The sequence below is a fragment of the Wolbachia endosymbiont (group A) of Limnophora tigrina genome, from assembly GCF_964263225.1.
GTDB lineage: Bacteria > Pseudomonadota > Alphaproteobacteria > Rickettsiales > Anaplasmataceae > Wolbachia.
In genome coordinates, this window is sequence record NZ_OZ181654.1 from 1,106,449 (window position 1) to 1,129,609 (window position 23,161).

General features: G+C 34.1%; 18 protein-coding genes, 1 other RNA gene and 1 pseudogene. 12 read left to right on the plus strand and 8 right to left on the minus strand.

The window, feature by feature from the left end; translation table 11 throughout:
• Positions 1 to 63: 63 nt before the first annotated feature.
• From rimM to ACE38P_RS05110, 3 genes are read left to right on the plus strand one after another with little or no spacing between them, the layout of a single operon-like run.
• Positions 64 to 564, plus strand: a complete 501-nt coding sequence (rimM, locus tag ACE38P_RS05100; protein ID WP_374699630.1) for a ribosome maturation factor RimM — start codon at positions 64 to 66, stop codon at positions 562 to 564.
• A gap of 59 nt (positions 565 to 623) precedes the next feature.
• The gene (gene efp, locus ACE38P_RS05105) at positions 624 to 1,190 is read left to right on the plus strand and encodes an elongation factor P (protein WP_015588025.1); all 567 of its coding nucleotides are present in this window, start codon (positions 624 to 626) and stop codon (positions 1,188 to 1,190) included.
• Positions 1,191 to 1,889: an inositol monophosphatase family protein gene (locus ACE38P_RS05110; RefSeq protein ID WP_374699631.1), complete on the plus strand. Its 699-nt coding sequence runs from the start codon at positions 1,191 to 1,193 to the stop codon at positions 1,887 to 1,889.
• On the opposite strand, the gene hemA is transcribed toward ACE38P_RS05110, so the two are convergent.
• From hemA to ACE38P_RS05150, 8 genes and pseudogenes are all read right to left on the minus strand, one after another.
• A complete protein-coding gene (gene hemA / locus ACE38P_RS05115) occupies positions 1,881 to 3,083 on the minus strand; it encodes a 5-aminolevulinate synthase (RefSeq protein ID WP_374699827.1) in 1,203 nt (400 codons plus the stop codon). The two genes, ACE38P_RS05110 and hemA, sit on opposite strands and share 9 nt — an antisense overlap.
• A gap of 64 nt (positions 3,084 to 3,147) precedes the next feature.
• Positions 3,148 to 4,981: pseudogene (locus ACE38P_RS05120) on the minus strand (ankyrin repeat domain-containing protein).
• A gap of 150 nt (positions 4,982 to 5,131) precedes the next feature.
• Positions 5,132 to 8,407: an ankyrin repeat domain-containing protein gene (locus tag ACE38P_RS05125; protein WP_374699632.1), complete on the minus strand. Its 3,276-nt coding sequence runs from the start codon at positions 8,405 to 8,407 to the stop codon at positions 5,132 to 5,134.
• Positions 8,408 to 8,445: 38 nt separating this feature from the next.
• A complete protein-coding gene (htpG, locus tag ACE38P_RS05130) occupies positions 8,446 to 10,350 on the minus strand; it encodes a molecular chaperone HtpG (RefSeq protein WP_010403187.1) in 1,905 nt (634 codons plus the stop codon).
• Positions 10,351 to 10,460: 110 nt separating this feature from the next.
• Positions 10,461 to 11,807: an IS110 family transposase gene (locus tag ACE38P_RS05135; protein ID WP_353280896.1), complete on the minus strand. Its 1,347-nt coding sequence runs from the start codon at positions 11,805 to 11,807 to the stop codon at positions 10,461 to 10,463.
• Between the two features lie 309 nt (positions 11,808 to 12,116).
• On the minus strand, positions 12,117 to 13,337 hold the full coding sequence (locus tag ACE38P_RS05140; protein WP_010403185.1) for a P-loop NTPase fold protein: 1,221 nt from the start codon (positions 13,335 to 13,337) through the stop codon (positions 12,117 to 12,119).
• 3 nt (positions 13,338 to 13,340) lie between these two features.
• On the minus strand, positions 13,341 to 13,946 hold the full coding sequence (recR, locus tag ACE38P_RS05145; protein ID WP_064085684.1) for a recombination mediator RecR: 606 nt from the start codon (positions 13,944 to 13,946) through the stop codon (positions 13,341 to 13,343).
• 127 nt (positions 13,947 to 14,073) lie between these two features.
• Positions 14,074 to 15,465, minus strand: a complete 1,392-nt coding sequence (locus ACE38P_RS05150) for an ankyrin repeat domain-containing protein (protein ID WP_264686806.1) — start codon at positions 15,463 to 15,465, stop codon at positions 14,074 to 14,076.
• Positions 15,466 to 16,066: 601 nt separating this feature from the next.
• On the opposite strand from ACE38P_RS05150, the gene ACE38P_RS05155 reads away from it, so the two are divergent.
• The 9 genes from ACE38P_RS05155 to dnaN all read left to right on the plus strand — a co-directional run bounded on the left by ACE38P_RS05155 (position 16,067) and on the right by dnaN (position 23,161).
• Positions 16,067 to 16,363 (plus strand): transposase, encoded by a 297-nt coding sequence (locus tag ACE38P_RS05155; RefSeq protein ID WP_264376060.1) that lies wholly within the window; start codon positions 16,067 to 16,069, stop codon positions 16,361 to 16,363.
• Positions 16,364 to 16,556: 193 nt separating this feature from the next.
• Positions 16,557 to 16,817 carry a transposase gene (locus ACE38P_RS05160; protein WP_374699589.1) on the plus strand — a complete coding sequence of 87 codons (261 nt, stop codon included), beginning with the start codon at positions 16,557 to 16,559 and terminating at the stop codon, positions 16,815 to 16,817.
• Between the two features lie 358 nt (positions 16,818 to 17,175).
• An RNA gene (gene ffs / locus ACE38P_RS05165) (signal recognition particle sRNA small type) lies at positions 17,176 to 17,274 on the plus strand.
• A gap of 16 nt (positions 17,275 to 17,290) precedes the next feature.
• Complete coding sequence (gene dnaX / locus ACE38P_RS05170; protein ID WP_264686807.1) at positions 17,291 to 18,874, plus strand: DNA polymerase III subunit gamma/tau; 1,584 nt, start codon at positions 17,291 to 17,293, stop codon at positions 18,872 to 18,874.
• A 21-nt stretch (positions 18,875 to 18,895) separates the two neighbouring features.
• Positions 18,896 to 19,210 carry a YbaB/EbfC family nucleoid-associated protein gene (locus tag ACE38P_RS05175; RefSeq protein ID WP_006013488.1) on the plus strand — a complete coding sequence of 105 codons (315 nt, stop codon included), beginning with the start codon at positions 18,896 to 18,898 and terminating at the stop codon, positions 19,208 to 19,210.
• Positions 19,211 to 19,546: 336 nt separating this feature from the next.
• On the plus strand, positions 19,547 to 20,230 hold the full coding sequence (locus ACE38P_RS05180; RefSeq protein ID WP_374699633.1) for a P44/Msp2 family outer membrane protein: 684 nt from the start codon (positions 19,547 to 19,549) through the stop codon (positions 20,228 to 20,230).
• A 284-nt stretch (positions 20,231 to 20,514) separates the two neighbouring features.
• Positions 20,515 to 21,408 carry an RNA polymerase factor sigma-32 gene (locus tag ACE38P_RS05185; RefSeq protein WP_374699634.1) on the plus strand — a complete coding sequence of 298 codons (894 nt, stop codon included), beginning with the start codon at positions 20,515 to 20,517 and terminating at the stop codon, positions 21,406 to 21,408.
• Positions 21,401 to 21,913, plus strand: coding sequence for an invasion associated locus B family protein (locus tag ACE38P_RS05190; protein ID WP_064085618.1), 513 nt, complete (start codon positions 21,401 to 21,403; stop codon positions 21,911 to 21,913). The genes ACE38P_RS05185 and ACE38P_RS05190 overlap by 8 nt, the downstream gene beginning before the upstream one ends.
• Positions 21,914 to 22,009: 96 nt before the next feature.
• On the plus strand, positions 22,010 to 23,161 hold the full coding sequence (gene dnaN / locus ACE38P_RS05195; RefSeq protein ID WP_374699635.1) for a DNA polymerase III subunit beta: 1,152 nt from the start codon (positions 22,010 to 22,012) through the stop codon (positions 23,159 to 23,161).

The following is a 23,161-nucleotide window of genomic DNA, read 5'->3' on the forward strand; positions in this document are numbered from 1 at the left end:
AATGCTACTGACATCATAGCTAGCAGCTATAGACAAAAAGCTGATTTTAACTATCATATTAATATGAATATATGCCTCGGAATAATTACTTCTCCCCATGGAATCAAAGGAGCTGTTAAGATAAAAACCTTTACTGAAAAGCCCGAAAATATTTCCCTATATGGTGAACTAATAAGCGGAAGTGAAAATTATAAAATAAGCTTGGTGTCTGTTGTCAGTAATAATTTAGTAATAGCAACAATTAGCGGTGTGAATTCCCGTAATGAAGCAGAACTTTTAAGAAATAAAAAGTTATATATAGAAAGAAATAAGCTACCACAATTAAATGATGAGGATGAATTTTACCAAGATGATCTTGTAAATATGGAAGTAAGACTAGAGAGTAATGAATTATATGGCTATGTGAAGTCTGTACATAATTTTGGCTCGGGGGATATATTAGAAATTTTGGTTATCAGCACAAAAAAAAACATTATGCTATCTTTCACTAAAGAAACATTTCCACATATAAATATAAAGGAAAGGTATATAGTAATCAACATGCCAGAATTCATTGGCCAATAAAAATTTTGATATTTGTATAAAGTTATTTATAATAATCAGACCAAATTAAAAGTGTAATTATGGCAGAAAGGGCTAATGATATCAGGCCAGGTCAGGTACTAGAACATAACGGTGGATTGTTTTTGGTTGTAAGTATTATGCATACTCAACCTGGTAAAGGTGGTGCATATATACAAGCTGAAATGAAAAATATCCAAACAGGAGCAAAGTACTATGAGAGGTTTCGCTCTGATGCAACAATCAGAAGGGCAATTTTAGATGAAGAGGAATATGTTTATCTCTTTACTGAAGGAAATATCGTAAATCTTATGCATCCAAGTAGTTATGAGCAGATTGTTATAAATTTAGACTTATTAGGGGAAAAGAAAGCTTATTTGCAAGATAATATGAAAATTAAAGTAGTAACTTATCAAGATAAAATAATTTCTGCACATGTGCCTGATCACGTTACACTAACTGTAAAAGAAACAGAGTCTGTTATCAAAGGGCAGACTGTTACTGCTTCTTATAAGCCTGCAATTTTGGAAAACGGAATACGTGTTAACGTGCCTCAATTTATAAAAGAAGGGGATAAAATTGTAGTACATACTCCTGATAACAGCTATTACGAAAGAGTAAAAGAGTAAATGGCCATTTCATCACCACGAATCAATGTGATGCTTGATTCTGTACGCAGTGCCTCCAAGCAGATTATACGTGATTTTAATGAATTGCAAATTTCAAGCGTTAAGTCAGCAGACTTTATCAATAAAACTTATTCAAAATCCAAGCAACTTATATACGATTGCTTGAAAAACTACAACCAGAACTATGACTTTATTTTTGAAGACGATGTGGGCCAAGATCTAAAAGACGGCGGTTATACTTGGTTTATTATGCCTATAGAAGGCAAGGAAAACCTTTTTAGTTGTATGGTTTATTTTGCAGTATCAGTTTGTCTCATTCATAAAAACAGAGTTGTAGCAGCTGTGATTGATGCTCCAGCGCTTAGAGAAACTTTCTGGGCAGAGGAAAAGAAAGGAGCTTTTCTTGAAGATTTCAAATCTCGCCATGTAAAAATGCGGATGAAAGCTCGTGAAGGGGGAATAATAGACATAAGTGGTAATTTGTTAAATAAATTACCACTTAACAATAATAATCTACGCTCCCTTGGCTCAACGGTACTAAGTTTTGCATACCTTGCTGCCGGAAGATACAATGGAATAATTTACTCTGGAATTAACAAATACAAAACTTCACTCGGTAGGCTTTTTCTTCAAGAAAGCGGTGGAAGGCTCATAGAGGATAAAGGGCTTATCATTGCTGGAGATATGAAATTAAGATAAAGCTGCTATAGGAATAAATAATTCCTCAAAAACTTTCACAAGAGATGCTGTTAAATGCTCTATCATTTCATCTGTATGGTAAGGCGTAGGAGTAATACGGAAGCGCTCAGTTCCTTTTGAAACTGTTGGATAATTTATATGTTGTACATATATTCCATACTCATCAAATAATAATTTTGACGCTTTTTTAGATAACTCGGGGTTACCAATTATGATTGGAATTATATGAGTTTCTGTTTGCATAAAATCCACTCCTGCATTTCTCAGTGAGTCTTTTACTTTTTGGGCAGCCTGCTTTTGCTTCTCTCTTTCAACATTGCTTGATTTTAAATGCTCAACGCTTGCCTTTGCTGCTGCTGCTAAAACGGGTGACATAGCAGTAGTAAAAATAAATCCTGGGGCTGAACTTCTTATTACATCCACCAAGCTCTTTGAAGACGCTATATATCCACCCATCACTCCAAAAGCCTTTGATAATGTACCCTGAATAACAGTTATTCTATCCATCAAACCTTCTCTTTCTGCAATTCCGCCACCGCGCGGTCCATACATGCCAACTGCGTGTACCTCATCCAAATAGGTAATTGCATTATACTGATCTGCTAGATCACATATCGCTTCAAGCGGTGCTACATCACCATCCATTGAGTATACAGATTCAAGTGCTATTATTTTCGGCGTTTTTATATCTATAGACTTTAGCAACTGCTCTAAGTGATCAACATCATTATGCCTAAATATATGCTTCGGTCTTTTTCCTGATTTTATACCTTCTATCATTGAAGAATGGTTTTTCTCATCTGAAAAAATTACCACGCCCGGAATAACAGACGATAAAGTACTAAGTGTAGTTTGGTTGGCAAGATAGCCACAAGCAAAAGTTAAAGCAGCTTCTTTTTGGTGCAGATCAGCTAAAGACTTCTCGAGTTCAACAACTTCCTTTGTCGTACCGGATATATTTCTTGTTCCTCCAGCACCAACAGATGAATTTTGAATAGCAGCAATGACACTATCGTTTTGTGACATTCCCAGATAATTATTACTGCACCAGACAATAACCTCTCTATTTCTTTCATAATCCATAATATAGGGAAGTTTGCCAGGTAATGACGCAAAATGCGTAAATTCACGATAGCGCCCTTCTTCTTTTATATCTTTGATTTTATTTAAGAATATTTCTTCGTAGTCTACCAAGTTTTTATCTATTAACAACCAATATAATTATAATAAATTATTAAATGATAGACTACTATATTTATTACTTAGACTGACATTCTTCTGTCTGCATAACCTTTTTGACCTGATTATCCTCAACTAAGCTTTTAGGCCTATAGCAGTACGTAATTGTAGCTGCAATAAGACAACAAACTGCAACTGCTATTCCTATTGCTAACATTTCCAAGTAAACTGCAACTGCTGCTCCTAAGGCAATACCAGTCATTGCAAGCGCAGAAGCAGCTACGACATACTTTTTTGTGTTTTGTGGATCATTCTTTGAATTGCTTGGTACGGTTGCTGAATGACCCCAAGATTCCATAAGTTCCAAAAATCCCTTATTTCCTCGTTTTTTTGCCATATCTAAAGAGCTTCCTTTCAAAAGAGTATCTAATGGTGTATTAATAATTGGATTATTTTCTAAATACGGGCTTGCACCATTGTCTAGTAGCAATTTTGCAGATTTTTTATGCTCTTCATTTATTTCTCGATTATAAGCTATAACATGCAACGCAGTACCAATATTATTGCTTTGCATATTAACATACCTTTTTTTATCTTCTGCTGCACTTATTAAAATAGCAACTATATCAGGATGGCCATTATCAGCAGCTAAGTGCAGTGCAGTTTCATCATTATTATTCTGTAAATAAAGATCTGCATTGTTTTGTAAAAGTAATCTCACCATCTCCAAATTACCTTCTGCAGAAGCATACATCAAAGGAGTAAAGTTATGCCGATCTTTAGCATCAACTGTTGCACCACGCTTTATTAGCAATTCTGCAACATCTGAATGTTCTTTATATGCTGCTTCATGTAAAGGAGTTACTCTGCTGCCTGTACTGCTTACTGAATTAACATTTGCGTCATTATCAAGTAAAAAGCTTCACAAAATCTTTATGACCACTCTTGGCAGCTAAATGAAGTGCAGTGTCACCACCTACTTTTGTTTTTGATTTAATCTCAATATTTGCACCACATTCTAGTAAACGCCTGCCAAGCTCAACATCACCTTTTTGTGCTGCAACGTGTAAACGAATAAATCCATCATTATCATAATCTGTGAAACGTTCATTAATATCGTCTAGTAAACTTTCCCTACCAGCTTTTAATTTCTCAGGAATGATAAGTGTTACTTTACCATTTTCATACTCTACTTCACCGTTATGAAATTTAAGTGTGAACTCTAAAATAGCATCAACCCTGCATATTTCCCTATCTGTATTAAGTTCCCTGACAGGCATACTTGGACAATACTGAACATTGAGAGAACCTTGGCTATTATATACAATACTTATCTTTCTATCATTGACATGAGGCAAGATTAGTTTATGCTTAAAGAATATAGGAGAGAGCTGCATTAACAAAGAGCCATCATACCCAGCCTGATTGCAACTAGTAATTAACTCTTCCAGTATATAGTCATTTGGAACTTCTGCTTTAGCATGTTTAAAAATTTCCGTAAAAACATACTTTGCAAACAGACCTTTATCATCTCCCTCATTATATTTATCATATAACCCTTTAATGAAACTATTATCTATAGTGCGATCATTGATTACAAAAAAATCCGTTCTATATAGGTCTTGATAAGCTGTGTTACCAGACTTTACATCTTCATTATTCTCATTTGCCTTTACTTGACCCAGCAGAGATTGCGTTAGCTGAAATTCTAACGTAGTTACTGCACTAGATTTAGTATCAGAATTATTAACGCCAGATTCCTCTTGACTTTCATTACCTGAATCCTCAGAACGACGGCGCTCTTTTTCCTCTCGTTCTAAAATTTCAAACCCTTCTTCAGTTCCCGAATCCCTAGAATCTGATTTCTTTAAAATTTTGTTTGATTCCTGTGATACAAAATCTGAACCTAACATGTTTTTCCTCTTAATTAGTAGCTAAGCTAAGTGTAGCATTAAATGGCAATTTTGTCAACTTAGCAAGCATCTCTTCGTAGTCCACCAAGTTTTTATCTATTAACAATCAATATAATTATAATAAATTATTAAATGATAGACTACTATTTCTTAACTTGCTTCTACAGCAGCATTACGAACAACCTCCTCAACATCTGGTCCTTTAAGTGGACCTGAAGGTGCCTTATTATAATAATGTACAGCTATAGCAGCAACTATACAGAAAGCTCCAATGCCTGCCGCTACTCCTGCTACCAGCAGACTAGTACCGAGAGCAAAATATGCAACTGGTGCAGCAGCTAATGAAAGTACTCCAGTTACTGCAAACATCCATGTAGCCACAGTAGGCCATTTAACGCTATTCTCTTTTGTGTAAATTTTGTTGCTATTACTAGCTTGCTTATTAGCTACTGATTTTGGTTGTGTATTTTCGTTAGCAACTTGTTCTACATGCTTGGCGGGTTTATTAGAAGTTTGCTCTTTTCTGTTATTATCAATTGATATTACGGTATTAACACTTTCATTTGCAAAACCTAATGATGATGATTGAGGTAGAACAGTAAAATCTTCTTCATTGTGTGCAGTACCACATTGACTTTCGGGAATAGGCGATGTACCCTGATCTACAGCTGTAGGTATTGTAAGATTTTGCTGATCATCTTTTTCGTCATTTAGATCATCAGACTTTCCCTCAGTGACCATTGAAGGCATTTCTGCTGCAGTTTCAGGTACTTCTGTTTCAGAAATAATATCAAACGAAGGAGAATCTGAAGAAATTCTAGGAGAATCGTCACTTTCAAGTTTAGAAAAATCATCATCTTCAGAACTCAGCGATAGTGAGCTTTCTTTAGACTCTACCAAAGGAGCTTCTTGGCTACTTGCAGCAGCTTCTACATTGTTGTCTACTGGTAATGTAGCAGCAGTGTGCTTGAGCTGATTTTCAAGAAATAGTATTATTTGTTCAAGAGCCTCTTTTTGCTCACCCTCTTCCAAATTTGTAATTTTGTCATTTGCTTGGTCCAAGAGCTTCTGTACAGTAGGTTCATATGTGCTGACTTCTAATTTCTTTAATAAATGTATCAAACCAGTAAGATTGATTCTATCGACAGCATTAGACAATTTTTCTCCTATAATTTTTTCATTTCCAGGCATTTTACCTCTCCTATAATTGTTATCCATAGCTTCTTCTATTGAAGCCTTTTCATTATTCATAATGTTTTCTCCTTTATCAACAATACTTCTTTGTGGCCGTTGATTATCAATATTTTTGAATTCTGGATCTTTTTTAATATTTAAATGCAAAGGTGTTTTATCATCTAAACCTTCAAGAAATTTTGTGATTTTTGATTCACTAGAAGATTTTTCCCTGTTTTCTTCCCTTACCAAATATAAACTTTTCGTTCCTACCAGATCTAAAGCTGTTTTGCCATCTCTATCTTTAATGTTCCAATCAGCTCCCTTGTTTACAAGTAATTTTACTATTTCAAATTTATCATGGTAAGCAGCCCAATGTAAAGCTGTTCTGCCATGCCTCTCATCTTGAACATCAACATTAGCACCATTTTCAATAAGTAAGCTTATTAGTTTAAAATTATCACGTGCTACAGCATAATGCAAAGGTGCAATTCCAGAATTATCTATACTATTAATATCAACAACTTTACGATTAACAATTACCTCTGCCGCTTTACTTTCAGGAGCTAAGTGTATAGCATAGTGCAAAAGTTTAGATGAAAAAATAATTCTACCTTCAGCCTCAGTATTCTTAAACCTATTTAGTATCACTTCTACGCATTTTTGATTACCAACAAAAGATGCCCTTTCAAGTTTTTTACATATACCATCCAAAAACATAGTATGATTCGGCTTATCCAAATGCTCTAATAAAAACTTAATATAGCATTGTCCACCAACACCAATAAGTAGCCTATCGAGCTCTTCATCTTGCGTAAATAATATACTTTTATGCGTTTCTGCATATCTTTCCACAAGCGTATCATTAGCTGCAATGGCTAGTAGTGAAAGCTCTTTTACTGAATAATTATAATAACCATTTGTTTCATCATAACTATTATTCAACAGCACATTGTGCGTATGATCAGTCAAATTAAGCTGTTGAGAGCAAAAATCCTTCAAATTACCACAATTCAAATCAGTAATAAATCTATCGCTTTCCTCTATATTATTTATAGTTTTATCTAAATCTGCATAATCACCATAATTTTTTGCTTTATTTATAACGTCTATTAATCCATCAAAGGTTAAATTTTTAGGGGTAATGGTAAATTCTTCTTCATTATGCCTTGGTTCTATATTAACCTGATCTTGAGGCCAAAATAACTCTGTTGCTACAACTGCTGTAACTTCTGCAACACCTACCAATACATTCGCAACATTACCTAAAATGCCTGGATCAGTAACTACTTTGTTTGCTACTTCACTACTATCAGATGAACTCTCAGTAATAGACAAGTCTTCAGCAGCAAATGACTTAGGTCCTTCATTCATATTTTTCTCAAGAGTCTCTGTAATTCTATTATCCTCATCTTCGAAATGCCTATTTATTTCATCTAACAAACTTTTGCCATCAACTTTGTAATTCTCTAATTGTTCAGGAATAGCAAGTGTTACTTTGCCGTTTTCATACTCTACCTTACTATCTCGAAACTTAAGGGTGAACTCTAAAATAGCATCAACCCTGCATATTTCTTTATTCGTATCAAGTTCTCTAACAGGCATACTTGGACAATACTGAATATTGAGAGAACCTTGGCTATTATATACAATACTTATCTTTCTATCGTTGGCATGAGGCAAGCTTAGTTTATGCTTAGAGAATATAGGAGAGAGCTGCATTAACAAAGAGCCATCATACCCAGCCTGATTGCAATTAGTAATTAACTCTTCTAATATATTGTCATTTGGAGTTTCTGCCTTAGCATATTTAAACATTTCTGTGAAAACTTGCTTAGCAAACAGGCGGTAATTTGCATTTTCACTCGAAATTAAGTGATTGTGCTGGCAATATGACTCGTGAACATACGCTTTGCTTATTGTTTGCCCATTAATTACAAAATCCATTCTTTCCAAATCAAGTTGTGCTTGCTTGCCAGAATTTGCATTCCTATTATTCTCACCTGCCTTTACTTGACTTAGCAAAGATTGTGTTAGCTGAAATTCCAATTCAATTGCTCTGTTAGTATTTTGTCCTTCCTCAACCTCTGAACAATTGCCTGAATCTCCAGAATGACGGTGCTCCTTAATTTCTTCTTGTTCTAAAACTTCAAATTCTTCTTCAGCACCTGAATCTCTGGAATGGCGACGCTCCCTTTCTTCTGCAGTATCTACTGCTGGCGGCATGAGCCCACCAAGTAAATTCCACCCCATGTTTTACCCCCTAATTATTAGCTAAACTAAGTATAGCATTAAATAGAAATTTTGCCAAGCAAGTTATTGAGCCTTTTAGCAAATAGACTTACGTCTTCCATCTCTTCACCTTCCACTATACAAGCTTGATAGAACAATAAGTAAATCATATCTCCAAGTGTTGGATTTTCACCATTTTCAGCGTGAGATTCCATTATGTTTCTTATCAAAGGATGCTTAATGTTAATTTCAAGTACTTTTGGCGTGCGGTAATTTAGCTGCTTCTGTTCACGTAAAAAACGCTCCATACGGAGATCCATAGTTCCTTCATCAACTGCTAGACACACAGGACTGTCGGTTAATTTCTTAGAGATCTTTACACTTTTTACTAAGCTTCCAAGAACCTTGGTGAAGTATTCGAGTATAGAATCCGCGTTTTCTTCGCTTTTGTTTTCATCTGATTTATTTTCTTCATCTTTCTTACCTTCTTCTGAAGAGAATTTTTCTAAATCAACATCTGCACGAGTTACAGACTTAAATTTTTGATCTTTATATTCATGAATCACGCTAGTCCAGAAATCATCAACTGGATCAACAAATAGAAGCACCTCCAATCCCTTACTGACAAATCCTTCAAGTTGTGGACTGTTTTTCACTGAATCGAGACTATTACCTGTGAGATAGTAGATATGTTCCTGTTCAGGCTTCATTCTGCTTATATAATCATCAATGCTAACTAGCTTACCATCACTGGTGCTATGAAATCTGCAAATGGAAAGCAATGCTTCTCTTTCATCAGTTGGCATAGCTTCGCAAAGACCTTCTTTTAACACCGCACCAAAATTGCCCCAGAATTTTGTATATTCCTCTAAATTCTCTTTTGCTTTTTTGCCGAGCTCTGATATTATGCGCTTAGTTAAAGATTTCCTAATCTGCTCAACTACACGATTATTTTGCAGTGTTTCTCTGCTGATATTGAGAGGCAAATCCGGTGAATCAACCACACCTTTCAAAAAACGCAAGTACTGCGGTATAATCTGCACATTATCTTCAGTGATAAACACTTTATTTACATACAATTTTACAGAGCAGCGTCTATCTGGATGAAATAAATCAAAAGGCTTGATAGAAGGAACATAAAGCAAGTTCGTATACTCTATTGCACCTTCATTTTTATTATGAAATATCATCCAAGGCTCACCGCCCACATGTGCAACACCACGGAAGAAGTCGTTGTGCTCTTCTGGAGTAACGTCATTTTTTGGCTTAGTCCAAATTGCAGCTTTGCTATTTAATTTTTCACTTTTTCCTTCTTCATTTACAAACTCAACGGGAAAATTTATGTGGTCAGAGTAAGTAGTAACGATGTTTTCAATACGGAATTTGTCTAAAAATTCGCTTTCTTCAGGACGCATGATGAGCGTAATTTTTGTGCCACGAGAGATTTGACCATCTAATTTGCTGATTGAATACTCTCCATCTCCTTTAGATTTCCACACCCAAGACTCTTCTTCTCCGGCTTTCCTTGATTCTACTATAACTTCTGAAGCAACCATGAAGCTTGAATAAAAACCAACACCAAACTTTCCAATCAGCTCTACAGCTTGGCTCGAATCTTTATTATTCTTAATTGCATCCAAGAATTTTTGCGTACCAGAACTTGCAATCGTGCCAAGATTATCTATTAAATCTTGCCTGTTCATGCCAATTCCATTGTCGGTTATATACAGCTCATTCTTATCTTTACTGGAGCTAATAGTAATCTTCAACTCATCACTTGAATCTAATAAATCAGCATTTAATTGTGATTCATAGCGCAATTTATCACATGCATCTGATGCATTTGATATTAACTCACGCAAGAAAATATCCTTATTGGTATAAAGTGAATGAATTACTATATTTAGTACTTTGCCTACTTCAGCGTCAAATTTTAAACTTTCAGTTTCTTGTATGTTGTGCATTTTGAGCTCCATTATTAGCCTACTACTCTAATAATTTAAGTATTGCACTGCGATCTTTCAAGGTCACACATGCTAAAATTTATGTGGGCCAACTTATGGTTCCAATGCTTCTAAGAAACTCCCTCAACCAGTTCATCTTTTTGAACTAAGATGTAGCCAAATTCCTGTGCTTTTTTGATCAAGTTTTTTTTAACTCTCTCTTTGTAACGTGTTTCATAATAGTTCATTCCTTTTTCAACATACTCTTGCCCATACTTTAGCATACTATAAAAAATGCATGCTAGTTTTCTTGCGGTAGCCGTGATTGCTTTTGGTGCACCTAGTCGTCTCTTTATTCTTCTACAGTACGCACCTATTCCGCTGTTGCTTCTTGATACACAGTGAGCAGCTATTCGAAATGCATTTGCAGCACGATTAATGACTTTACGCGTTCTTGTGCTAAACACTTTTTCTCCTGTAATTTTATTGGCAGGGCTGAGCCCTAACCACGATGAAAAGTGTTTTTCTGTCCGCCATCTATTAGGGTTTATGCCAGTTTCTGAAATTATTGTTTGTATGGTTACTACATCAAGTCCTGGAACTTTTGTGAAATCCCTACCTGTAATTCTATGCAGTTCTTCGTGTATAGCAAAGTTTGGCCTATGTTTTGTAGACTTACGCTTTATTTTATTACATAGCTTGTTCCCACCTGACTTTGTCTCAAATGTTTTATAATATCCTTCAATACTTCTATCACATTCTGCTATTTTTTCCTGATAAATATTGTATAGCTCAAACTCTTGTTTTAGTGTAAACAGGTGTTCCTCTCTATAGTCTCCTGCTAATGCTTTTGCAATGGTAGATTTATCATTTTTTATTCGTCCATCTCTTAATTCAGCTAATTTTTCTGGATTTCTTTCACCTTCAAGTATTGCTTTAATAATTTGTATGCCAGTAACTCCTGTTATATCGCTTATCACCTTATGCAATTGAATGTTCATTTGAATTAACGCTTTTTGCATACGTTGAATGTGTGCTGCTGCACTTTTTATTAGGTTATCTCGTTGTCTAGCGTAGCTGCGTAATACACAAATTTGATTATCTGGTCTAAATGACCCTTGAAGCAGTCCATAGCTATGCAGTTGTTGTAACCACTGGCAATCCTGAACATCAGATTTTCTTCCAGGCACATTCTTAACATATTTTGCGTTTACTAATTTTACTTCAAATCCATATGATTCAAGTACTTGAAACAAAGGGATCCAATACACTCCTGTTGATTCCATGGCTATTGTAGTAACTTTGCACCTCTTTAACCACTTTGCTAAGTTATAAAGATCTTCTGTGAAGCAGCAGAATTTTTGTATATTCTGTTTATCTCTTCCTTCTGGTACACATACATAATGCACAGATGAACCAATATCTATTCCTGCCGCATCAGGGTTCATTACCTCTAATTTACTTTTTGTTTTTGCCATTTCTAACCTCCATCATATAATAGTTGAAAAGCACTTCAGCTTGGAACGGTTGAATTATACGCTCTTCTAATCGAGGTAGTCTCAAAGACTCCATCAGTGGTTTGATCGTTCCTTCCAAAACCATGCTAACCTACGGGCACTAAGGCACCATTGCCTATTCGGCTATAACTGCAGAAGCGCTTCTCCGTAAAATTATATTCAAAAAAGTAGAAAATAGGAGTTTCTTTCTGGTTTGACAGGTTTTATATCTGTCCGATGCTAAACTGGAATAAGTACAACCATTGTGTCATGCAAATTAAGAAGAAAGTGCTAGAATATAATATCTCTTATTTGCTTCAAAGATTTGTTAGTCTTTGATTCTTTTTTTTTAAAAGTAGTCTCAAGAGAGATTTTAAGCTTTTTCCATTCTTCTTGACCATTTGGCATTAAATCACTCTCAATCTTCTCCAGTACTTTCTGAGGTGATGAATATAATTCCTCGTACAAATCAGTGTTTACTGACTGTAGTATTACTAAAAATGTAAACAAATTCGGATCAAGTAATTCTTCTTTTGCATGGTTCAAAAAACATAGCTTTATTCTCCTTATACAGTATTGTATTGCCTGCAGTGATAATGAGAAGCTTTCTGCATAAAATATAAAGCTATCTATAATTAAGCTCTTTGATTTTTTCGGTAATTCAGAACTTTCAAACAGTTTTCTTATAAACTGCTCTGTTGGCTGTTTTGGCAAATGCAAAGAGAGATCAGTAAAAGATTTTAGGCTAAAATTTGGTCCAAGTATTGTGCTAATTGCTCTTTGCACATTACTCTTATCTTGGCTAACAGAGATAATGAAAACCAGTCCCTCGACATCAAGCATGTACTTTATGGATTCTAAAAAATCGACAATGAATTTAGGGCGACATATATCAAGATCATCGACCATTATATAAATGTTTTTGTCTTTCCTGATTTTATTAACCACATCTGCTAGTTGTATCTTAAAGTCTCTAATGTTCTCTTTTCTCCTTTGGAGAAGATTTAATTCACCCAAGACAAAACCAATGTCTTTCTTATCAGCCTCTTTTGCAGCATCGAGAAATACTGAAAGCATAGCAAGTGGAGATTTACTGATCAGCTTTCCTAATGTATTGAGAGAAAATAGTTCTTGGTTTATGTTTTTGAACTGCTGTATAACACTCCTTTTTACTTTGTATGATGCGAATAGATCCTCAAACAAGAAATGCAAAAAAGAAGGCAATGGTTGATCTAGCGCACTAATATCCCATGCGCTGTAATAAGCTGCAATTTCATTTTGCTGCTCTAGATCCTTTACCCATTCTTTCAAGAAAAATGTCTTACCCCACTTATCATATCCTTCTAAGGATACGATTGAAAAAGACTTATCGATTGTCTTGATTATAGAACTAAATTTACTTGCAATTTGCTTATAACCCAAGCAATCACCTTCCCAATTTATTACCTTAGGCAATTGTTTCTCTTCTTTTTTTCTGAAGGTTATTAGCGATGTAAGTTTTTTTAAGCACATACCTTACTTTATATTTAACTCATACTCTTGTCTTGACGTAAGCGCTATCTTCAGAGTCCCTTCATCTAGGTAGTCAATTTCTCCACCTATCGGTATACCACAAGCAAGGCGCGATATTTTTACATTCGAATTCTTTAGCAATTCAATTATATATTGCGCAGTAACTTGGCCTTCTAATGTCGGATTGATTGCAATAATGACCTCTTCAATTTTAAATTCTGTAACTTTTTTGGGAATGTTATCAAGATTCAGTTCTTTTGGACCTATGCCATTTATTGCTGATAGCCTTCCACCCAAAACATGATACATACCTGAATATATATTCCCTTTTTCAAATGCCCATAGATCACCCAATTCTTCTACTACACACATTAACTTAGTGTCACGCTTTGGGTTAGTACAAATAGAACACGGCGATTTAGTATCTAGGTTTCCACAAATTTTGCACTCTATTATAAGATCCGCTAGCTCTCTAATCAAAGATGCAAGCGGTAGCATGACTTTCTCTTTATTTTGGAGCAAATGTATAACTAACCTTCGTGATGATGATGGACCTAAACTTGGCAATTTAGAAAAAGCATGAACTAAATTCTTTATATTAATGTTCATTTAACAAATTCAGGATATAGTTTATAAAATGATAACATCAAACCTTTCGTAAAGAAAGCTTAGTTTGATTGGCTATGAAAAAGATTTCCCACTTTTTTTTAGAACTGTCTTGAAAAAATTAATGTAATCACAATCTACTGTAACCTAACTCTGATTCAGGTATAACTGAAATTATCTCACACATTTGCGTAGTTACTACGGTACTTCTTTTTTGAAAATGACGTAATTTATTTTTCAACATATTTCTTTCTTCCACATAACTGTCCGATTCTTTATTCAAACTAGAATTTTTTTCTTCATACTTGGAAAGTATTGTATCGATCAAATAATTAAAAAATAATATTAGACCTGTAGTGTTGGAGAGCAATTCAAGAGAATAATATAACATATCTTCACTCACTTCTTCATTTATTATGTCATGAGAATTTTTATACATTCTAAAACAAGAGCCGAAGGCTGCTAAGCATACGCAAGTAAGTTTTGTTTTGTTTAGGACGCACTTAATTCGCGCTAGTTTTTTATTATTATCTTCTAATTTTATACGCAACTCACTAATTTTACTACTATAGTGCTTAATAAACAATTCTATTGCCTCTTTGTTATTAGCATAATTATATGCTTTGTAAGATTCCTTATCCATAAATTCAGTATCTATATCTCTTGATTTTAGAAGCTCTTTGATTACTTCATTCTTGCCAAGAAGCACAGCTTCGTGTAGAGGTGTGTACTCACTTTCAACATCTTTCCTTCTGTTAATATGTTCACGAGTTAAGTAGTCGAAAAGAACTGAAACGCATTTTGAATTATTACCTTCAATAGCCAGAGTAATTACATCTTTTTCGTCTTTGTTCTTAGTATTAATAACTTTAGAAAGCGGCTTTTCATTCTCTTGCTTACGTTCAAAATATTTGTGCTTGTAAAACTCATTCGAACAGTATGGTTCCTTAAGAATAGACAAAAGCTTTTTTACAAAATCAGCACGATTTTTTTTTATGGCCAAATGTAAAGGTGTGTCCTGATTTTTCTTATCTTGCAACAATAAGGCATCATACAAACAGCCCTCTTTATATAGAGAATCAATCTCTTGGTCAAAATAGATATCTTCTTCTTCTCCTTCACAGATATTTAATAGCCGTGACCCTATACTTTCTGTAGTACTGTAATCAATTGCAGAGCTACGTTTCACTTTAGATTGATAAAGGTTTATGTTCATACTACCCCTGCCTTTAAACAACCCAGCTATACCTCTAAACAGTTCAGCTATACCTGATTCACTCCGAGTGGCACAAGGTGTTTCATCTGGAATGTTAATCTCAACATTTTCACTAGAAAAAAGTTCTAAAACATGCGAGCTGCTTCTTCTACTGGAAAAAGGCACATCGTTCTTTTTATCTTTAATCTCAGCACTCTTTGCATTCAAAGAATTTAGAGAGTTAGCTAAACAATCAAGATCTGTAGCATTTTTAGACTCAAGGTCTTCTGCTTGAAAATTTGCTGCAGTGTTTATTTCACCTTTCATATTTCTTTATTTTACAGGGATTGCATTTCAGGTAGGGTATCTCATCTTTAAAATTTTTCAACTCTATTTAAATTTTTTTAAAATAGTTTTTGATAAAAATATTTATGACACTAACTTTTTGGTTCTCTTGTTAAACTTTTACAAGACAGAATTATTTTATAGCTAAAAAAATTACTTCCGCGTATTTTGAATCCAATTATAATTACAATTAGAGATATTTATTGAGCTCAAAAATCTATCTCCGTCTGCAGACCTTTTTTATTAAACTCATAAAAAATGTAGCGTATCCTCTTCAGTGTATACTTAATTTCTGTCATGTGTGCGCTGCATTTTTTTCTAATCTTTTTTACAGGGGGATTTTATGTCCAGAATTCCAGATATTTGACCTTTACTTTAGCTAATAAAAACCAACTGGTACCTGCGGTTTTTATAGCTACGTTTCTCAAACAAGTTTCAAATGAATAGATTTCTTGCATAACTGGAATTCAAAAGTTGATGTCATTCTAGCGCGTGACGCTAGAATCCAGTCCTTTTGTGCGAAAAACGTTGTAAAGTAACTTAGTTGGATCCCAGTGGGCTTTTTAACTGTTGAAGAAAAAATATGCCACAGAAAATGAAAGTCAGTAACCAAAACGAATATAACAAATTCCTTGAAAAAAGGGGGAATATTTTTCGTTACATCGATGAAGCTATCGAAAATTGGTATGAAAATAGTCCAAAAATGCAGGGCGGCAACTATATTTATAGTGATAAAGTTGTGATTTTAGTGCATATAATCGTCAGTTTCTTTAGAATTGGTTTAAGACAAACAGTCGGGTTTATAAAAGGATATCTGCAACAAATAGGAAAAAATTTGCAGCTATTCACAAGCATCAAAAAAAACTTAATATTAAGATAAATGATTGCAGGATTGATAAAAGCAACATGGAAAATATTGAAATTATCATAGATAGCACAAATTTACAGTAACACTCCTGGCCACAGTAAGGAAAACAGTGCAGATAGAAAGTACCGAAGCTACGAGCAAGTAAGAAAGTTACATGTTATGTTAAGTGTGAATAGTAAAAAAGCTATAGCTGCAAGATACAGTAATGGCGTCTACTCTGACCACTTGCGATTTGCTTGAAGAAGTTAATTTTCAGCACAAAATAAAAGCATTATATGCAGATAGGGCATACGATAGGCAAAAACTTTATAAATTGTGTAAGAAATACGATATAAAAACAAAAGTTCTACCAAAAAAGGATGCAGCAGAACATTCAAAAATAGATTATATGTCTGACAGGAATGCTGCTATTAGGTTAATAAAATTATACGGTGAAGATGGCATGAAAGAATGGAAAAAGAAGTAAATTATGGGAAAAGATCTTATATTAAAGGGTTTTTCTCAAGATTAAAGCAAATATTCGGATTTAGTTTTAGGAATAAATCTGAGATAAATCGAGAAAAAGAACTAAATGCTATTTGCTTAATAAATTTACTGATATTGGTGTGGATAAATTTGAGATAGTTACATGAATTTACCATAAATCACCATCTCATAAAGTGTGATGCAACAAAGCCATCCCAGTGTCAGCTACTCTGATGACAGAAGAAGAGTATTTTAGGTAACAGCTGTTTACTCCAAAGTAATGTTGCAAAAGGTCTAACATATAAATTATAAGACTAATATAGAATATACCTTGCTAAAAAAAAAAAAAAGTATAACCTTTTATAAGGTATGCAGGCAAAAATTCTGTAACCTGGTCAGGTCAGAAATGAAGCAACCATATCAGAATCTTTTTGGGTTGCATACCTATTTGTACTATTTGTTTTATTCTAGGCTATGAACATAGCATTAAAATATCGTCCTAGTAGCTTTAAAGATTTAGTAGGTCAAGATATATTGGTGCGTATACTAGAAAATGCTTTTACTCTCAACAAAATTCCACAATCTATACTGCTTTCTGGTAGCAGTGGAATTGGTAAAACCACCACTGCAAGAATAATAGCTTTATGTTTGAATTGCTCATTGGGGCCAACTTTTGAACCTTGTGGATCATGTACAAGTTGTCTGGCAATAAAAAATTCAAGCCATCCAGATGTAGTTGAAATCGATGCGGCAAGTCACACTAGTGTTGAGGATGTTAGAGCGATCTTGGGAGATATTTGCTATTTACCAATAAGTTCTAAATTTAAAGTTTACATTATAGATGAAGTACACATGTTATCCAGTAATGCATTTAATGCATTACTTAAAACTCTAGAAGAACCACCATCTAGCGTAAAGTTTATTCTAGCAACTACAGAAATAAAAAAGATACCAATAACTGTTATTGCACGTTGTCAAAGGTTTGACTTACATAACATTCCTTCAGCTAAGATAATGGAGCGTTTAAATGATATTGCACAAAAAGAAAATTATTTTATTGAAAAAGAAGCATCGGAATTAATTGCGCACCACTGTAGCAATTCAATGCGTAACGCTTTATTTTTGATGAATCAAGCAGTGCTATATAGCAAAGATGGTACAATATCCACTCAAAGTGTTACAGACATACTTGGTCTAGTAGATAGAAACGTTATATTTGATCTACTGGAAGCAGTATTAGACAGTGATTTACAGAAGGCTTTGTTAGTATTCGACAATGTGGTAAAAACAGCAAATCCGCTCAATATTTTTGAAGATCTACTGCAAACAATCCAGTTAATATGCCGTTTTTTAATTACAAAAGAGATTGATACAGAATATGAGAAGAGCAGAGTAAAAGATTTGAGTGCAAAAAAGTCTTTAATATTTTTTTCGAGATTGTGGAAGGTGCTGCTTAAGGGTATTCAAGATATAAAGGTTTCAACATGCAATGAAATTGCCGCTGAAATGATATTAATTAGCCTTTGTTATCTTTCTGATTTGCCTTCTCCGGAACAGGTGATCAAAAAAATTCTTTCACAGAATGTAGAGCAAGGAAATAGACAGGGCAGACCTGTTGCACCTTCCCCCTCTGTCGTCCAAGTAGCTGACTACTCGGATCCAAAAAAATATGTGGAAAAACCCCACTCTGTCATCCCAGTGCGCGACACTGGGATCCATGTGAAAAATAAACAACAAAATTACGATTTTGATAAGATTTTGCAACTATTAAGGCGGAGTAACCAAATTTATCTTTACAAACAACTGTGTAGTAATCTAAAATTAATAGATTGTAAATTTGGGTATTTAAAATTAAAAGCTGTATCTAACTTGAACAGTAATTTTTGTAATGACTTGAAAAGTTACTTAAATCAAGCTACTAATCAGGAGTGGGTTATTATAGTTGATACGAGTTATATGAATAGGGAAGTGAGTAATTTAAATTATGCACCTGTAGTTAAGGATATATTAAATACGTTTAAAGGTGCAAAGGTAGTTAATATAGAGAATAAGGAGTAGGTTGTGGATTTCAGTCAAATAATGAAGCAAGCGCAAGAAATGCAAAAAAAGCTTGCGGAAGCCCAAGAAAAATATATTGGAAAAGAGTTTCAAGGTATTTCTGGTGGTGGCAAAGTTTCTGTATTAGTGGAAGTTATAAAAATAGGTGGCTATAAAGCTAAAAAGGTAAACATAGACTTAGAGCTTATGAGAAATGAAGAAAAAGACATAGTAGAAGATTTAGTGACAGCAGCGTTTAATGATGCCATTAAAAAAGCAGAAGAAGATATGGCAAATGCAACCTCTGATCTTGCAGGTATGATGGGGTTACCACCTGGATTTAAACTTCCTTTTTAAATTTACTACTGAAGTTTGCCTTAATGCAGTAACTAAGTGTTTTCCTTTTATACTAGTACTTCCATGAAGTACATTCATATTACTGCATGAATATGCAGCAATTCACAATGATGAATGCAGATCAGAAGATAAAAAGACATTAGTGAAATAGGTGTCAGAAGATCAAGAGTAAAAAAAGTAGAGTAACTCTATTTATTAATTAATAAAATCTTTGTATTTTCCTAAAAGTTAGTTAAGATACAGAAGGTTTTGTGTTATTAAGTTAGCACTTGACTTAACTTTAGTTATTATTTAGACTGCTAAAGTGGAATTTTAATTTTTTTAACGAGGGCAATTATGCATTATAAAAAGTTTTTTTCGGCAGCTGCTTTAGTGACGTTGCTAAGCCTATCAAACTCTGCTTTTTCATCAGACCCTATTGGTCCAATAAGTGATGAAGAAACTAGCTACTACGTTCGTTTACAATACAACGGTGAAATTTTACCTTTTTATACAAAAGTTGATGGTATTACAAATGCAACAGGTAAAGAAAAGGATAGTCCCTTAACAAGATCTTTTATAGCTGGTGGTGGTGCATTTGGTTATAAAATGGATGACATTAGAGTTGATGTTGAAGGGCTTTACTCACAATTAGCTAAAGATACAGCTGTAGTAAATACTTCTGAAACAAATGTTGCAGACAGTTTAACAGCATTTTCAGGATTGGTTAACGTTTATTACGATATAGCGATTGAAGATATGCCTATCACTCCATACGTTGGTGTTGGTGTTGGTGCAGCATATATCAGCAATCCTTCAAAAGCTGATGCAGTTAAAGATCAAAAAGGATTTGGTTTTGCTTATCAAGCAAAAGCTGGTGTTAGCTATGATGTAACTCCAGAAATCAAACTCTTTGCTGGAGCTCGTTACTTCGGTTCTTATGGTGCTAGTTTTGATAAGGCAGCTAAGGGTGATACTGCTATCAAAAATGTTGTTTACAGCACTGTTGGTGCAGAAGCTGGACTAGCGTTTAATTTCTAGTCTATCTTTGTCTTATTATCCCAGTGGGTTTTTCTTGTCATTCAAGTAGCATGACACTGGGATCTAGAAAAAAGAAATGTGAATTCCAGTGTTTGAGCACTGGAATAACACATTATTTATTTAATGTAGTTTTTATAGTTACACGCTAGCAATTTTAATGATACATTTAGGTAGCTGTTGCTAAGATCTTAATTAGATATAAAGTTATGCTTTTTTTAATTAAAGCTTGAATTTTTCACTAAAAATCAATATATTATATACATGGAGTTTTAATTTAAGTTATTATGTTGACCTCAGTAGCGAATTTATCTGTTAATAGTAGCACTAATCTCATGCAATATATTGCTGAAGTGCGAAAATTTCCTATGCTTTCCCAAGAAGAGGAAGTGCGATTAGCAAAAAATTGGCAAGAATACCAGGATATTTCTTCTGCTCACAGGTTGATTACTAGCCATTTGAATTTGGTAGTAAAAATTGCAATGAAATTTAAGAATTACGGGCTATTGTTGATGGATCTAGTCATGGAAGGAAATATGGGTTTAATGCATGCAGTGAAAAAGTTTAATCCCGATTTAGGGTTTCGTTTTTCAACTTATGCAGTATGGTGGATTGAAGCTTCAATGAAAGACTTTATATTAAAATCTTGGTCACTTGTAAAAATAGGTACAACGCAAGCACAAAAGAGATTGTTTTTTAGTTTACGTAAAATAAAAAAAAGAATTTTACAATACACAAACAGAGAAACTTTGAGTAAAGAAGAAATAAAAGCAATATCAAATGAGCTTTCTGTATCTGAAGAAGATGTTGTACAGATGAGCTATCGTCTGGCTTGTAAGGATCAGTCGTTAAATAATTGTATAAAAATAGGTGATGACTCTAAAAAGGAGTTACAAGATATGATTCCGTGTAATTTAGTTAGTCAAGAAGTAGCTTACCAGAATCATGAAGAAAAGGCATTAAAAGAAACAATTTTAAGCAATGCGCTGGCAAGTCTTAATGAAAGATCAAGAGACATTTTCATTAGCAGATATTTATCTGAAAGTACTCAGACTTTGGATGAGCTTAGCAAAAAATATTGTGTTTCAAGAGAAAGAATAAGACAATTGGCTAAGCAAGCAATGAGTAAGGTAAAACAACATGTAAAATCAGAGAGTTTGAAACTTGGTTTACATGCGTAGTCTTTTTGTATTTCTAATACTTTTTTCAATAGGTACTCTTGCATCGGTTAGTAACGTACAACTGAAGGAAAAATATAAAGATTGGCTTGTGTACACTGCATTGGAAGATGGTGAAAAAGTGTGTTACATTGTATCTCATCCTAAGAAAAAAAGTGAACATTATACAGCTGACCGCAAGCCGTATGTAATGGTCAGTTACGTTGATAAAAAAGCAGATGAGGTGAGCGTCACTTCTGGCTTTCAGTATAATAATGAGCCTGTAGTTCTCAATATCGATAAAAAAATTAAATATCAATTGCCAATAATACAGGGAAGTCTTGCGTGGACAGATGATACAAAAATGGACCAAGATTTGATTCTAAAAATGAAGCAGGGATTATCAATGGTAGTTAATGGAAAAGTAAAAACAGCAAATGTTGATGATACTTATTCCTTGCTTGGCTTTCAAAAAGCGTACCAAAAAATGCATGACTTATGCCATACAAAGCAAATTATTGATCACTAAAGTATAAGATAGGCTGTTTTGTCTCTCAGACAAAAATATGGATATCACTTTACATAGAATATGAATATCATTTAAAATATATTTTTGAGAATTAATATGTCAAAAATTGTAGATATAGGAATCAAAGAACAAAGTTCTGTGTGTGAACAAATGCGTTTTAGTGTAAGTCGTGCAAGCCTTTTAAATACGCTATCCAGGGTAAGTGGAGTGGTTGAAAGGCGCAACGCGATAGATGTTTTAGCGTGTATAAATATCAAAGCACAACATGGCAGCATAAAACTAAAGGCTACTGATCTTGACATTTCAATATTTGCCTCACTTACTGCAAATGTATCAGCAGAAGGAGAAGTGAAAATCTCAGCACATACTTTACATGACATAGTGAAAAAATTGCCAACTAATTTGGATGTCAATTTCGAAATGAATAATCAAGGAAAATTATTGATATCCTGTGGAAATGCAAATTTTTCTTTACCGAACGTAGTTTCAAATAACTTCCCTGTTCTTGAAGAAGGTGATCATCAATACGATTTCACTCTACTAAGTGCAGATTTGGTAGACTTGTTGACTAAAACGAAGTTTGCTGTGTCGCTGGATGATACAAGGTATAATTTAAACGGGATATATCTGCATACAGATGAGCAATTTCTGTACTGCGTTGCAACTGATGGCCACCGTTTATCATGTATAAAAAGGCCTAAACTTGAAGATATCAACGGAGAATTTGGGGTGATCATTCCACGTAAAACTATCATGGAACTGTTGAAAGTATTGGGTGATTGTAATGAGATAAATATAAAACTTTCAGATAGAAAAATCAAATTTACATGTGGTGAGTATATTCTAATATCAAAATTGATAGATGGGACTTTTCCAGATTACAAAGCTGTCATTCCAACGTCTCAAGATAAACAAATGATTGTTGAGAGTAGCAAACTTGCTAGTGTTATAGACCGAGTTTCCGTTGTTGTGTCCGATAAAATAAAATCAATTAAATTTTCATTGCAAGAGAATTTATTAACTCTACATTCAAATTCCCAAGAGTGCAGTGATGCGACTGAGTCTATAGAGGTGGATTACGATGGAGCTCTTATGGAAGTAGGATTTAATTCTCGTTATTTGCTTGATGCTTTATCTTGTATAAAAAACAAATGTAAGGTCAGCCTATCAGATGGTAATAGCGCTACAATTATCACTGATGAAGATGATCCAAGTGCACTATATATAGTAATGCCAATGAGGACTTAA

What these genes read in the sequence shown, in the direction of transcription:
- rimM (WP_374699630.1), top strand. Translation starts at nt 64, where the DNA reads ATGAATATATGCCTCGGAATAATTACTTCTCCCCATGGAATCAAAGGA.
- efp (WP_015588025.1), top strand. Translation starts at nt 624, where the DNA reads ATGGCAGAAAGGGCTAATGATATCAGGCCAGGTCAGGTACTAGAACAT.
- ACE38P_RS05110 (WP_374699631.1), top strand. Translation starts at nt 1,191, where the DNA reads ATGGCCATTTCATCACCACGAATCAATGTGATGCTTGATTCTGTACGC.
- ACE38P_RS05125 (WP_374699632.1), bottom strand. Translation starts at nt 8,407, where the DNA reads ATGGGGTGGAATTTACTTGGTGGGCTCATGCCGCCAGCAGTAGATACT.
- htpG (WP_010403187.1), bottom strand. Translation starts at nt 10,350, where the DNA reads ATGCACAACATACAAGAAACTGAAAGTTTAAAATTTGACGCTGAAGTA.
- ACE38P_RS05135 (WP_353280896.1), bottom strand. Translation starts at nt 11,807, where the DNA reads ATGGCAAAAACAAAAAGTAAATTAGAGGTAATGAACCCTGATGCGGCA.
- ACE38P_RS05140 (WP_010403185.1), bottom strand. Translation starts at nt 13,337, where the DNA reads ATGTGCTTAAAAAAACTTACATCGCTAATAACCTTCAGAAAAAAAGAA.
- recR (WP_064085684.1), bottom strand. Translation starts at nt 13,946, where the DNA reads ATGAACATTAATATAAAGAATTTAGTTCATGCTTTTTCTAAATTGCCA.
- ACE38P_RS05150 (WP_264686806.1), bottom strand. Translation starts at nt 15,465, where the DNA reads ATGAAAGGTGAAATAAACACTGCAGCAAATTTTCAAGCAGAAGACCTT.
- ACE38P_RS05155 (WP_264376060.1), top strand. Translation starts at nt 16,067, where the DNA reads ATGCCACAGAAAATGAAAGTCAGTAACCAAAACGAATATAACAAATTC.
- ACE38P_RS05160 (WP_374699589.1), top strand. Translation starts at nt 16,557, where the DNA reads ATGGCGTCTACTCTGACCACTTGCGATTTGCTTGAAGAAGTTAATTTT.
- dnaX (WP_264686807.1), top strand. Translation starts at nt 17,291, where the DNA reads ATGAACATAGCATTAAAATATCGTCCTAGTAGCTTTAAAGATTTAGTA.
- ACE38P_RS05175 (WP_006013488.1), top strand. Translation starts at nt 18,896, where the DNA reads ATGAAGCAAGCGCAAGAAATGCAAAAAAAGCTTGCGGAAGCCCAAGAA.
- ACE38P_RS05180 (WP_374699633.1), top strand. Translation starts at nt 19,547, where the DNA reads ATGCATTATAAAAAGTTTTTTTCGGCAGCTGCTTTAGTGACGTTGCTA.
- ACE38P_RS05185 (WP_374699634.1), top strand. Translation starts at nt 20,515, where the DNA reads ATGTTGACCTCAGTAGCGAATTTATCTGTTAATAGTAGCACTAATCTC.
- ACE38P_RS05190 (WP_064085618.1), top strand. Translation starts at nt 21,401, where the DNA reads ATGCGTAGTCTTTTTGTATTTCTAATACTTTTTTCAATAGGTACTCTT.
- dnaN (WP_374699635.1), top strand. Translation starts at nt 22,010, where the DNA reads ATGTCAAAAATTGTAGATATAGGAATCAAAGAACAAAGTTCTGTGTGT.